At 30.9% G+C, this 13,667-nt stretch carries 9 protein-coding genes; 5 read left to right on the top strand and 4 right to left on the bottom strand.

What is annotated here, in order from left to right; translation table 11 throughout:
• The first annotated feature begins 42 nt into the window (after positions 1-42).
• Complete coding sequence (locus tag ACMHJW_RS04400) at positions 43-975, top strand: hypothetical protein (RefSeq protein WP_413532205.1); 933 nt, start codon at positions 43-45, stop codon at positions 973-975.
• A 248-nt stretch (positions 976-1,223) separates the two neighbouring features.
• On the opposite strand, the gene cydB is transcribed toward ACMHJW_RS04400, so the two are convergent.
• Together cydB and ACMHJW_RS04390 are read right to left on the bottom strand one after the other, a co-directional pair.
• Positions 1,224-2,300 carry a cytochrome d ubiquinol oxidase subunit II gene (cydB, locus tag ACMHJW_RS04395; protein ID WP_413532204.1) on the bottom strand — a complete coding sequence of 359 codons (1,077 nt, stop codon included), beginning with the start codon at positions 2,298-2,300 and terminating at the stop codon, positions 1,224-1,226.
• A 6-nt stretch (positions 2,301-2,306) separates the two neighbouring features.
• On the bottom strand, positions 2,307-3,644 hold the full coding sequence (locus tag ACMHJW_RS04390) for a cytochrome ubiquinol oxidase subunit I (protein WP_413532203.1): 1,338 nt from the start codon (positions 3,642-3,644) through the stop codon (positions 2,307-2,309).
• Positions 3,645-5,667: 2,023 nt separating this feature from the next.
• On the opposite strand from ACMHJW_RS04390, the gene hmpA reads away from it, so the two are divergent.
• The 4 genes from hmpA (at position 5,668) to ACMHJW_RS04370 (ending at position 9,423) form a co-directional block, all read left to right on the top strand.
• Positions 5,668-6,897 carry an NO-inducible flavohemoprotein gene (hmpA, locus tag ACMHJW_RS04385; protein WP_413532202.1) on the top strand — a complete coding sequence of 410 codons (1,230 nt, stop codon included), beginning with the start codon at positions 5,668-5,670 and terminating at the stop codon, positions 6,895-6,897.
• A gap of 61 nt (positions 6,898-6,958) precedes the next feature.
• Complete coding sequence (locus tag ACMHJW_RS04380) at positions 6,959-8,218, top strand: chloride channel protein (protein WP_413532201.1); 1,260 nt, start codon at positions 6,959-6,961, stop codon at positions 8,216-8,218.
• Entirely contained in the window at positions 8,215-8,802 is a 588-nt protein-coding gene (locus ACMHJW_RS04375; protein ID WP_413532200.1) for a uracil-DNA glycosylase family protein, read from the top strand. Before ACMHJW_RS04380 ends, ACMHJW_RS04375 begins: the two co-directional genes overlap by 4 nt.
• An 18-nt stretch (positions 8,803-8,820) precedes the next feature.
• On the top strand, positions 8,821-9,423 hold the full coding sequence (locus ACMHJW_RS04370) for a Crp/Fnr family transcriptional regulator (RefSeq protein ID WP_413532199.1): 603 nt from the start codon (positions 8,821-8,823) through the stop codon (positions 9,421-9,423).
• A 1,632-nt stretch (positions 9,424-11,055) separates the two neighbouring features.
• Here ACMHJW_RS04370 and ACMHJW_RS04365 read toward each other — a convergent pair.
• Together ACMHJW_RS04365 and ACMHJW_RS04360 are read right to left on the bottom strand one after the other, a co-directional pair.
• Complete coding sequence (locus ACMHJW_RS04365) at positions 11,056-12,024, bottom strand: dimethylarginine dimethylaminohydrolase family protein (RefSeq protein ID WP_413532198.1); 969 nt, start codon at positions 12,022-12,024, stop codon at positions 11,056-11,058.
• A gap of 52 nt (positions 12,025-12,076) precedes the next feature.
• Positions 12,077-13,393: an erythromycin esterase family protein gene (locus ACMHJW_RS04360; protein ID WP_413532197.1), complete on the bottom strand. Its 1,317-nt coding sequence runs from the start codon at positions 13,391-13,393 to the stop codon at positions 12,077-12,079.
• Between the last annotated feature and the right edge of the window lie 274 nt (positions 13,394-13,667).

The raw sequence follows: 13,667 nt of genomic DNA, 5'->3' as shown, positions 1-13,667 counted from the left end.
GTTAGCAATAGATTGTTTTTAGAATCAAAAAATGAGAGTTATTTGGCATATTTGAAAAATAACAAACTAGATGTTACAAATTCAATTGACGATAAACTGTTTGATGCTGATTTTTACAGATCTAAGGTTTTTCTTTTAGGTGAAATTCATGGATATGCAGACAATCAAAAATTAGATAAGGAGCTACTTCTTTTCTTAAATAGAAAGCTAGGTGTGAAATACTATATAGCAGAAATGGATAGTATAACTGCTAAAAAATTGAATAATTTTTTAAGCGATAGCTTGAAAAATAAACAGACCTTAAAAGAGGTCGTACTAGCAATTAATAAAAGAATTCCACAACAATCTAGTCAAGAATTATTTGATAAATGGATTGAAATCTATGATTATAACCAAAAATTAAAAGATTCGTTAAAAATAAAAGTAATTGGGATTGATAAAAATTTTGATGACAACTCGGAAGTTTCAAGAGATTTAGCAATGGTGAATAATTTTAAGAATGCAATTGAAAGATTAAAACTAGAGAATGAAAAATTCTATGGTCTTTTTGGTTATTTTCACGTTTTACAAGAAGTTACGGATAACGGGAAAGAAACATTTGCAAAAGGATTAAAAAAATTAAACATTAAAACCACAAGTTTTGTGAGTTATACTTTAGATAGTGAAGTGTATTTACCTAAAAATTCACAATTTCCTACTCCAGAAAATGAAAAAATAGATTGGATAAATGCAGATGGTCCTTTACAATTAGTAAAAGGAATAAATGATCTTAAAGAATTAAGTAAGCCTAATGCAATCACGCTTTTTAAGTTAAATTCTCAACATTCTCCTTATCAAAAATCTCAGTATTTAATCCATGTAAAATCTAGAATATTTGGTGAAAATATAGTGCCGAAAGCAGGAACTTTTACAACGGATTATTTTCAATATGTATTTTTATTAAGAAATTCAAAAGCACTATCAAGAATGAAATAACAACATCACCTTTGTTATTTCGAGGCATCGAGAAATCTGAAATTTTATGATGAAAACTAAGAGAATTCTCATGTCACTCTTTCGAGATAACATTTTTTATGTCTTAAAATAGTTTCAATCGAAGAACCAGAAAAAAATCCTCGTATTTAGAACTCTAAATACGAGGATTTTTTATTGAACTATATTAAAATGATTAATGTGAAAATTTCATTTTATGAATAAAATCTTGTTGATCAAAATATTGATTTTTAATGTTCACCATATCCCATATCATCCATTTTACCTTTGAATACTCTGAACTGAATAACAAAATATAAAATAACTAAAATAGCAGCAACAGCAAACCATCCAAGTCCTACCGATAGTCCATATTCGTGAGCCGCAGCATTTTGAACAGTTAAAGATGGATTCACACTATTCGTTGAAGGCAATAAAATAGGGAACATGGAAGCAACGGTTGTAGCAAAACTTCCAAATATAAACAACGAAGAAAATAGAAAACCAGTACTATCCTTTTTGAATTTATTGATTCGGAATAACCCGAATAATCCTATTGCTCCAATAATAGGGAATATCCAAAGCCAGTAATGAGTTTGAAAATTAGTCAGCGGAAATGGTCTTACATAATTCCATAAACAAGCTGATGCAATAACCAATATCAATAAAACAAAGTTCAGTCTAAAAATAATCTTTTTAAGCCTTTGATTTAGCTCGGAAGACGTTTTTAGTATTACCCAGTTTGCACCATGAATGGTTAGTGTAACTACCGCTACAATACCTAACAATAAAGTAAACCAATCTATAACTCCATGAACTTCGGCAAGTGGATCAAGGGTAGGGTTCCAAAGTTGTAAAAAGAAATAGTGAGATTCTTGTGTTGAAACACCATTTTCTACCATCCCAAGGTTTACACCGCGAACAACATTTCCTAAAGCAGCACCAAAGAAAAGTGCTAATAATAAACTTGCGATACCAAATGCTTTATCCCAAATAGCTTCCCAAATACTATTGTGTACTTGTCCTCTTAATTCTAATCCGATAGCTCTGAATATCAGTAGCCATAAAACGAACATTAGTGGTAAATAGAAACCACTGAAGGCGGAAGCATATAGTGTAGGGAAAGCAAAGAATAATACTCCACCGGCTGCGATAAGCCATACTTCGTTGGCATCCCAAAATGGACCAATCGCATTGGTTACAGCTTTCTTTTCTTCTTCTGTTTTAGCAAAGAATAGATGGACGATTCCTGCTCCAAAATCATATCCGTCAAGGATGACATAAATCCCTAACATCGTCATTAATACGATAAACCAAAATATTTCCATAACTAGTTATTTAAGTGAGATTTTAGTTTCGGGACCTTTTCTAATAATCTTAAAGACCAATAATAAAAAGAGTAAACCAAGCAATAAATAAAGGCCTACAAAACCTAATAAAGTGAATAAAGTATTTCCTGAAGATACAGTAGGAGAGACACCGTCTACCATACGCATCAAATTATAAACCAACCAAGGTTGTCTTCCTAATTCTGCCGTGTACCAACCAGCTGTATTTGCGATATATGGAAAAGGTATCATAAACATTAATATCCATAACAACCATTTTGTTTGAAACAATTTATTTCGCCAAAGTAAAAATGATGCGAGTAACATAATACCAATGAAAATAGTTCCTAAACCTGCCATAATATGATAAGCATAATATAAACCAGGTACATTGGTTGGGTGAATAGATTCGTCAAAATTATTCAATCCTTTGATTTCTGCATCCCATCTTTGATAAGTTAGAAAACTAAGGATATAAGGCACCGCTATTTTATTATCCAGCTTTTTATTTACCATATCGGGCTGTCCAATTAATACGATTTCCGAACCTCCTTTTTCTGTTTCAAAAATACCTTCCATTGCAGCAAAAGTTGCTGGTTGGTATTTAACGACATTTTTAGCTGTTAAATCTCCAGTAGGGAATGCAACTACAAGAGAAGAAATGACACCGAAAATAACACCACTTTTAACAAATAGTTTACCGAAGCGACTATGCTTATTATTCAGCAAATAAAAAGCACCAACTGCTGTAACGAAGAAAGAACTCGTAATAAGCGATGCGGCTTGATTGTGGAAATAAGATGGCCATAACCATGGATTAGAAAACAATGAACTAAAGTTGTTTAAAACAAACTTTCCGTTTTCTAATATTTCATATCCTACAGGATGCTGCATCCAAGAATGTGTGGCAATAATAAGAAAACCACTAGCCCAAGAACCAATAAAGACCATTAGGCCCGAAAGAAAGTGTAATTTTTGTCCAAGTAGCTTTTCACCAAAAAGAAACATCCCCAAAAAAGAAGATTCTAAAAAGAAGGAGAACATACCTTCCATAGCTAATGTTTGTCCAATGATACCACCTGTTAGTTCCGAGAACTTAGCCCAATTGGTACCAAACTGAAACTCCATTGGGATACCTGTAACCACACCCATTGCGAAGTTTAGGGCGAAAATCTTCATCCAGAATTTAGAAGCATTGTTATAATCTTCATTTTTTGTTCTTAGAAATTTCCATTTAAAATAAACAATCATTAGCGAGAGTCCCATTGTGAGTTGAGGGAACAAATAGTGAAAGGTAATCGTAAACGCAAACTGAAGCCGATTGTAAAGGATCATGTCTTCCATAGGCAATATTTTAAAATTTTAAAGTTTATGATATCATGAGTAGTTTTAGCAGAGCTATTCACTTATAATATGCATCTCTTAAATGTATTTCTAAATTACTGAATATCCAAATAAAATTTAGAAGTTTTGGGAGTTAAATGTAGATTAAACTCAGTCTAAAGAGTTAAATTATCTAATCTGATTGTAATTTTTATTTCCTTGTCATTTTGACGCATCGAGAAATCTAAAGATTTATAAAAGGATTAATAGATCTCTCATATCGTTATCACTCTTTCGAGATGACATTTTTTCAAACTATAATAGCAACTTTCTACATTTCTCAAAACTCACATCTCGCACTTCCCACCTCAAAACTCAAAACTTACATCTCACACTTCGAATTTCGAATTCCGCACCTCGCACCTCGCACTTCGCATCTCGAATTTCGCGTCTCGCATCTTAACGTGAGAGTTTTAATGCCATTTTCTAATCCTTTTTCAATATTCAAATTTACTTTTAATATTGAATTTAAAATCCGACGATTTAGAATCGAGATGCTATTCAACTCGAAATTATTGGAATATAAAAGTTGGAGTGTCTGAGAGCAGCGAGTTGCCAACTTTATGGAAATAATTTAGTAAGTTGAATTACCTGAGCCACTCCGTGGCTCCTCCTTTTAATTTCAAATGTTTTTTTGGATGAGCTTCCCCGAAGGGCAAATGAATTCAATATTCATAAATAATAAAGACTATGAATAAAAAATGAAAGTAATAAACAAATATTACCTAAGCTCCACTGGAACTTCTCCTCTTAATTTCAAATTTTTAATTTCAAATGTTTTTTTGGATGAGCTTCCCTGAAGGGTATATGAATTCAATATTCATAAAATAATAAAGACTATGAATAAAAAAATGAAAAAGAAGAAATAAGTATTACCTAAGCTCCACTGAAACTTCTCCTCTTAATTTCAAATGTTTTTTGGATAAGCTTCCCTGAAGGACATATGAATTTGAAGTTATAGAAAGGCAGAATCTTTTGTCACTTTTTTTCGTCAAAAAAACTAACGAAAAAAGACTTGGCTGTAAACCTCTCTACTAAAAATGTTCTCATTTCACTAAAGATTTTACAAACCCTACGGGCTAAAATCTTTTTAACGCTCCATTCAACCATTTTCTTAACGTGAGATTTTTAATGCCATTTTCTAATCCTTTTTCAATATTCAGATTCACTTTTAATCAGGGGTTTTGTCATTCTGAGCTTGCCGAAGAATCTCATCATCTACTTATGATTTCGACTACGCTCAATCAACGATTACCAATCTTTACTAACCACAATAGGAACATAGGTTTCTATTTGCTTTTATATTATTCTTAGCTTGTCGAAGAATCTCCTTTACTTGTCATTTCGAGGCATCGAGAAATCTGAATTTTATTAAGTAAAAGATCTCTCATATCGTTCACACTTCATTCGAGATGACAATTTTTTCAAACTACAATAGCAACTTTCTACATTTCTCAATACTCACATCTCGCACTTCCCACCTCAAAACTCAAAACTCACACTTCGAATTTCGAATTTCGCGTCTCGCATCTTAACGTGAGATTTTTAATGCCATTTCTCTAATCCTTTTTCAATATTCAAATTCACTTTTAATCACGGGTTTTGTCATTCTGAGCTTGCCGAAGAATCTCATCATCTACTTATGATTTCGACTACGCTCAATCAACGATTACCAATCTTTATAACCACAATAGGAACATAGATTTTGTTTTTTACGTTTTTTTAAGTTCTTCGTGATATGTATTAAGTTCTACGTTTTTATTTTTATTAATATTCAAATTCACTTTTTATAACGGATTTTGTCATTCTGAGCTTGCCGAAGAATCTTATCATCTACTTATGATTTCGACTACGCTCAATCAACGATTACCTATCTTTATAAACAATAGAAACATAGATTTTTACTTTTCTATACAATGATATCGGTCATTATTCAAAACTTATGATTGCAAGCATAAGTATGTAATATGGTCGTGATGTAGTTTTGTCAAGAATAAAAAAAATAGTTATGCTTACACAACAACATAAAGAAATCATCTTAGCAACCGTTCCTGTATTAAAAGAAAACGGTGTTACACTTACAAAACATTTTTATACACGTATGTTTACGCATCATCCAGAATTGAAGAATTTGTTTAATATGGGAAATCAAAATTCCGGTAAACAACAGACAGCATTGGCAATGGCTGTATTATCTTATGCTGAAAACATTTCTAATCCAGGGGTTTTAATGCCAGTAATTGATATGATTGGTCAAAAACATACGAGCTTGAATATACAACCAGAACAATATAATATTGTGGGAACACATTTGTTAGCTTCTATTAAAGAAGTTTTGCAAGAAGCAGCTACCGATGAAATACTTGAAGCGTGGTCTGCAGCTTACAATCAGTTGGCTGATATTATGATTGGTCACGAACAAAAAATATACGATACTAAAAAAGAAGAAAAAGGAAATTGGTTAGGTTGGCGTTCATTTATTGTAAAAAGTAAAGTAGAAGAATCTTCTGAAATTACGTCGTTTTATTTAAAACCTAAAGACGGACAGACAATACCAGAACATAAACCAGGTCAATATTTAAGCATTAAAGTGTTTTTGCCTGAACTAAATTTAGAACAGATTCGTCAATATAGTATTTCTTCTGCACCAAATGGTGAATATTATCGTATTTCGGTAAAGCGTGAACGTGGTGCACATATTCAAGTAGAAGGAATGATTAGTAATTATTTACACGATTATATTTTTGAAGGAAGCGAAGTAGAATTGTCTTCGCCTGCTGGAAATTTTGTCTTACAAGAAAATGAAAATAAAAAAGTATTTATAAGTGGAGGAATAGGACAAACACCTTTATTATCTATGTTAGAAACATTAGACTTGAACGAAAAAGTAGAACATGATGTTGTTTGGATACATGCTTGTCGAAACAAAGAAGTACATGCATTTGCAGATAAAATAAAACATATAGAAAGCAATCATTCTAAATTGAGCAAATACCAATTTTATGATAATGTAGAAGAAACAATTGCAGATCCTAGTATTTTGCAAGGTCATATTGATTTTACAAAAATAGCAGATTGGAAATTTGATAAAGATGCTGAATATTATGTTTGTGGACCTCGCATTTTTATTGAAAAAATGGTTGATAATCTTAAAACAAATCAAGTGAAGGAAGAACAAATTTTCTTTGAAGAATTTGGTCCAAAATCGCTATAATCAAATATTAACAAAATAGTGGAGGAGCTAAGCTTCTCCTTTTTTATTGATGAAATATAAAATGCATGTATCTCGAAAAAACTATCGATGGATAAAATGGAGCAGAATAATACTTTGTTCTGTATTGGTAGGAATTTCGGTAGGATTAATAACTTTAATGTTCAAAAATTTGGTAGAACAGTATGAACATTTACTTCTAAATAAAGCGAAAAATTTTAAATTATTCTTTCTAATTTTTCCTTTTATTGGATTGACGCTGATTTATTTTTTGCGTCAATTTGTGTTTGATAAAAAGAAAAACAAAGGAATCTCCGAAGTGTTAGTGGCTATTCGTTCACAGAAAAGAATTCCTCCAAATAAAGTTCTTTCTCATTTTTTCAATGGCTTTCTAACCGTTATTTTTGGTGGAACAACTGGGATTGAGGTTTCCACAGTTGTAGCAACGGCAACTTTGGGAGATATGGCTTCACGAAAGGATGTTATTTTTAAAAAATACCGTAAAGAATTTATGGGAGCAGCTATTGCGAGTGGTGTGACGATCTTATTTTGTAGTCCGTTGGCAGGTTTATTTTTTTCGTATGAAACGATAGGAAAACAAAAAAGTAAAGTTTTTTGGATCGCGCATATTCTCAGTGTAGTTTTTTCTACGATCATCCTATTTTTAATGGATGTACATCCTTTACTAAATCTTGGTGATGAAGTGAAAGAATGGAATTATACAGCTGTCCCTTTCTTTATTATTTTGAGTGGATTAGCAAGTTTTTATGGCGTTTATATGACGAAAATTGTAAGCTTTTCAAAGAATGTTTCATTTTTAGAAAATCATCCAATTGTACAATTAGCAACAGGTTCTATTTTATTAGGAAGTGTTTTATATCTTTTACCTGAATTATATGGTTCTGGTTATCATACAATTATTCAATTAACAAAAGAGAAAAATTATGTGGTAGGTTTTGCAATTCTTACTTTAATTCTAATTCTTATCAAACCATTTACAACGGGACTTACATTAAAACTAGGAGGTGACGGAGGAGTTTTTGCACCAAGTATTTTTTCTGGAGCATGCTTAGGTTTAATAGTTGGAATTTTAGCGAAAACATATTTTTCACCTGATATTATTATTTTGAATTTTATAATTTTAGGAGTAGCTTTTACTGTTGCTGCAACGTTGCATGCACCATTCACAGCTATTTTTTTAACATTCGGAATTTTTAATTCATATGCTTTATGGCTACCTTTAGCTTTATTCACATTCATAAGTTATGGTTTATCAAAAAAAATGTATCCCTTTACAGTTTATACGCTAGCACTGAAGAAATGACAAATAAATTCGATAATTTATTACAGGAGGTTCGTGCATGTAAAGTTTGTGAACCATTTTTACCTTTAGGCGCTAATCCTATTGTACAGGCGCATCCAGAATCTAAAATTGTGATTGTAGGACAAGCTCCGGGTTTAAGAGTGCATCAAACTGGGATTCCATGGGATGATGCGAGTGGAAATGAATTACGTAAATGGTTAAACGTGACAACAGAAGAGTTTTATAATCCCAAGTTTTTTGCCTTATTGCCTATAGGCTTTTGTTATCCTGGGAAAGGAAAGTCAGGCGATTTGCCACCAAGAAAAGAATGCGCTCCTTTGTGGCATCATCGTTTATTAGACGAAATGAAAGAAGTAGAACTTATTTTGTTGATTGGTCAATACGCACAAAAATATTATTTGAAAGATAATAATCATAAAAATATTACCGAGAATATTATTCATTTTAAAGACTATTTACCTCATTATTTTCCTCTTCCGCATCCATCGCCACGCAATTTTATATGGATGAATAAAAACCCTTGGTTTAAAGAAAATATACTTCCGAATTTAACTACTTTAGTGGAAAATATTTTATCTAAATAAATCGTAATTTATTTTAACATGATTAATGAAGAACTGTTAATAGAATTTGGTGGAGAAATAAGAGATTTCAAAAAGAAAGAGGTCTTTTTTGAAGTGGGACATTATCCATCTTATTATTATCAAATTGTGGAAGGGAAGGTTAAAATGAATAATTTTTCTGAAGAAGGAAAAGAATTTATACAGAATATTTTTATCGAAGGTCAAAGTTTTGGTGAGCCGCCTTTGTTTGTAGACGAACCTTATCCTGCGAATGCAATCGCAGTAACCAAAGGGAAGGTAATTCAAATTCCTAAAACATCTTTTTTTGAATTATTAAAATCACATCCCGAAGTATCTTTAATTGTAAACAAAAGTCTGGCTCGTCGTTTATATTATAAATCTATAATGGCACCAGAAATCTCCTCTCAAACACCCGAAAGGAGATTAATTAAATTATTATATTATTTGCGTGCACATGATCAAAATAATGAAGCTGAATATTTGATTAATTTCTCAAGACAACAGCTAGGTGATTTAACAGGATTACGAGTGGAAACTGTTATCCGAACGATTAAAATCTTAGAAAAAAAAGGTGAACTTGAAATAAGAAATGGTAAAATAATCTTAATTTCTAAAGATTAAAACTCTCAATAAGCCTAATAATGTTTTAATTATTCTGTCATTTTTCTAATCCTTTTTCAATATTCAGATTCACTTTTTAAAAATAGATTCTAAAAACCGTCATTGCTGAAAAGTCGAGTGTCAATTCGGCGTAGTGAGCGTTAAAAATGGTTTACTGTTCGCATTTCATATGCGAATGATTTAAAACATTTAGTGAATAGGCATTATTGACCGACTTGGAAGCACAGACTTGATCTTTTTGGTTCGTTTTTGTGTCAAGACTTCCCCGAAGGGCATATGAATTCATTTAAAAACAATAAGAACTCATGAATAAAAATGAACGTAATAAAATAATAAACTACTAATTTTCTTCTTTTTTAATTTCAAATTCACTTGTAACAAAGGATTTTATTATTTTGAGTTTATCGAAGAATCTCATCATCTACTTATGATTTCTACTACGCTCAATCAACGATTACCAATCTTTATAACCACAATAGGAACATAGGTTTTGTTTTTTACGTTTTTTAAGTTATACGTGATATGTGTTAAGTTCTACGTGATATGTGTTAAGTTCTACGTGATATGTGTTAAGTTCTACGTTTTTATTCTTATTAATATTCACTTTTAACAACGAATTTAAAATCCGACGATTTAGAATCGAGATGCAATTCAACTCTAAATTATTGGAATATAAAAGTTGGAGTGTTTGAGCGCAGCGAGTTGCCAACTTTATGGAAATAATTTAGTTAGTTGAATCATTGAGAGTCTACTGTCGGCATCTTTTTTTGTTTCCTTTTTTTGGATGAGCAAAAAAATGAAAGTAAGAAATAAGTATTACCTAAGCTCCGCTGGAGCTTCTCCTCTTAATATCAAATTTTTAATTTCAAATGTTTTTTTAGATGAGTAAAAAAATGAAAGTAAGAAATAAGTATTACCTAAGCTCCACTGGAGCTTCTCCTTTTAATTTCAAATTTTTAATTTCAAATTTTTTTTTGGATGAGCTTCCCTGAAGGGCATATGAATTCAATATTCATAAAATAATAAAGACTATGAATAAAAAATGAAAGTAAGAATTTAGTATGATTATTTAGGTGCTGATACTGATGTATTTGAAGTTATAGAAAGGCAGAATCTTTTGTCACTTTTTTTCGTCAAAAAAACTAACGAAAAAAGACTTGGCTGTAAACCTCTCTACTAAAAATGTTCTCATTTCACTAAAGATTTTACAAACCCTACGGGCTAAAATCTTTTTAACGCTGCATTCAACCATTTTCTTAACGTGAGATTTTTAATGCCATTCTTCTAATCCTTTTTCAATATTCAGATTCACTTTTTATAACGAATTTTGTCATTCTGAGCTTGTCGAAGAATCTCATCATCTACTTATGATTTCGACTACGCTCAATCAACGATTACCAATCTTTATAACCACAATAGGAACATAGGTTTCTATTTGCTTTTATATTATTCTTAGCTCTTCGAAGAATCTCCTTTACTTGTCATTTCGAGGCATCGAGAAAACTGAATTTTATTAAGAAAAAGATCTCTCATTCCGTTGTCACTTCATTCGAGATGACAATTTCTAACCACAATAGGAACATAAGTTTCTATTTTTTTTATATTATTCTTAGCTTGTCGAAGAATCTTATTTTAATCCACTCTTAATAAAGGTTGCGTACTACAACGGAATGACCCCCCGAAACTACGACTAATACTAAAATCGATATAGGCGACATTTACACCTTCTTTTTCTACTTTTTTTCCAATATGTTGAAATGCAGGATCTGTAACATAAAGTGTTGGAGATAAAGGTAATCCATTTGTTGCTAAATTCATGGCTTCATTTAATGAAACATTAATCTTCGTCCAGTTTTTTAAAACTTCAGGAATTCCGTCCAAAAAGGCTTCTTCGCAAATCACCATTAATCCTTCTTTTATAATTCCAAGCGCACAATCGAGATGTAATAAGTTTGGATGTAACTTAACAGATTCCACTTGGTAACCTTGCTGTTTAAGTAGTTTTCTTAGCCATTCTATTCCAAGAAGATTAGAAGCTAAACCCGAATGGCCAACGAAAATATGTTTACCTAAAATAAGAACATCACCTCCTTCCAAAAAAGGACCATTTCCTAAAGAAGAGTCATCAATACTTGCCAATTCTGGTTGAGGAACAGCGATATAATTGCAATCATTAGGATATATTTCTTGTTTGAATAAATCACGCAAAGTAAAAATTTCTTTTCTTCGATGTAAAAAACGCAATGAACTTTCGATAACATTATTTCCTACAGTAAAAAAAGGATCACGAACAAAAAAATTAGCATATCCATTTACGCCAGCACCTTCTTTTTCAGTTTGATTTAATTTTCGAGGACGAAAAACTTCTACATTATTTTCAATCAAAAATTTTTCAAGATTTATACGCTCTTGTTCCCATTGTTGCTGTAATTCTGGAAAAGCTTCCGCATAATCTTTTCCTTTGTGATCAAAATTTTCTTTTATTGCTGATTCATCTAAAAAGCACAAATCTTCGTATCGTGGTTCTTGAGGGAACCCAAATTCACTTTCTGCCAAAACAACTTTTCTTAAAGTTGCGTATTCATTTTCTACAAAAATCATTTTTATTATAATCTTGGATAAAGATAATATACAAATATTAGAATGGATGAGCTTAATTATTTTTAAGATCTACTGTTGTGGGAAGATAAATAATTCCATTAAAAGCTGAAGTATAATCTAATTTTAATTCATAATTTAAATCCAATAAACGAGCCGCAAATTTAGGATAACCAGAGGGTTTTCCTTGTGCTTTAGGTAAAGGTATGAAAAGGGGAGAGTCATCGGTTTTAGTTTCCAAAAAAGCCTCTAAAGAATTTATTCCTGAAGGGACAATTTTAGCTTGTTTGGAAAGATCAGCATGAAAATAATCTGTACCAAAAAAATAAGGAGAATAGTTACCTTTTCCTGATGTTATTGCCAATGAATATATTTCATTTTTAAGTTCTCTATACAACTCTGCTCCGAAATAACTAAAAGATTCGTATGTATTATTTTGATACCAATCTTTAGCAGCTTTATCATCAGAATTTAAATACGTATGTACATCCAAAACATTATGATTGTTATGCGACCAAACCATAATTTTTTTTCCAGGATACATATACTTAGCTATTGCTAAAAAAGTTTTTGCCATTGCGATATCTCTGTTTTTATTATGAATCATAACATCTAAATTTCCTTTGAGATTTTCAATAGCAATTAACCAAAACGTACGATCCTTAGAATTTAACTCACTAAAAGATAATTTTTCGTGAAGGCTGTTTAGAACATCATATAAGCCTTTCTCGTTTTTTAATTTCTGACGGTCAATTTTAAATTCATTATCAAGTACATATTTTAAATCGGTAAAAAAAGTATTTTTATAATCATGAGATAAATTGAAATGAATTTTAGTAAAAAGTTCTTGTAAATCTTTTTCCAAATTATTTTTTGCATAATTTCCTGCATGTCTTATATCAAAACCTCCAATTACCAATGGGCGTTTGGATTTTCTGTTTTGATTATAAAAATCCCATAATTCTTGACTTACTGGGCTAGTTGACCAACAAGTATAAATATTGGCTTCTAGTTGTTCTTTTAAATTTTTATTAGATGACTCCTGAATCCCTTTTTGAATTGAATAGAAATCAGCTTCAAAAAGTAAGACATCAAAGTTCTTATTTTTATATAAATATTTTACTAATTCTGTTTTATAACGAATAGCACCACCATCACCATGACTAGGTTCTCCTAATAAAACTATTCTAGCATCAGCAATATGTTTTCCTAAAGCATCTAGTTCAATACTATGATCAATTGTATTTTGTAGTATTGTACTATTTGTATGCAATTGATTGTAATAAGCATTTATTAAATATTGATCTTCTTGTGCATAAATATTGATCTGATTAATGAATACACATAATGTAGCCAATACTATTTTTTTCATAATTACTGTGTTAATTTATGAGTCAAATATATACTATTTTATACAACCGCTAAATAGAAACACTATAGACTATATGAATAAATTTTCCTATGAAATGATTTTGTTGATTTCAAAATATTAACTCTTTTAATATTATAATATTCTACCGAAGTAAAAGACATATAAAATCGACTAAACAAAGAGTTTTCCTAATAAGTTAGATCTATAACCAAATATTTATTATCCTACAGTAATCTATTTAAAAACCTCATTTAAATAATTTGAATGAGGTTTT

This window comes from Empedobacter brevis, from assembly GCF_965118635.1.
Taxonomy (GTDB): domain Bacteria; phylum Bacteroidota; class Bacteroidia; order Flavobacteriales; family Weeksellaceae; genus Empedobacter; species Empedobacter brevis_A.
This window is presented reverse-complemented; position numbering and strand designations above follow the sequence as displayed.

Excerpts from the sequence above, each read along its gene's own strand:
- ACMHJW_RS04390 (WP_413532203.1), bottom strand. The coding sequence starts at position 3,644 with ATGGAAGACATGATCCTTTACAATCGGCTTCAGTTTGCGTTTACGATT.
- ACMHJW_RS04370 (WP_413532199.1), top strand. The coding sequence starts at position 8,821 with ATGATTAATGAAGAACTGTTAATAGAATTTGGTGGAGAAATAAGAGAT.
- ACMHJW_RS04380 (WP_413532201.1), top strand. The coding sequence starts at position 6,959 with ATGCATGTATCTCGAAAAAACTATCGATGGATAAAATGGAGCAGAATA.
- ACMHJW_RS04360 (WP_413532197.1), bottom strand. The coding sequence starts at position 13,393 with ATGAAAAAAATAGTATTGGCTACATTATGTGTATTCATTAATCAGATC.
- ACMHJW_RS04365 (WP_413532198.1), bottom strand. The coding sequence starts at position 12,024 with ATGATTTTTGTAGAAAATGAATACGCAACTTTAAGAAAAGTTGTTTTG.
- ACMHJW_RS04375 (WP_413532200.1), top strand. The coding sequence starts at position 8,215 with ATGACAAATAAATTCGATAATTTATTACAGGAGGTTCGTGCATGTAAA.
- cydB (WP_413532204.1), bottom strand. The coding sequence starts at position 2,300 with ATGGAAATATTTTGGTTTATCGTATTAATGACGATGTTAGGGATTTAT.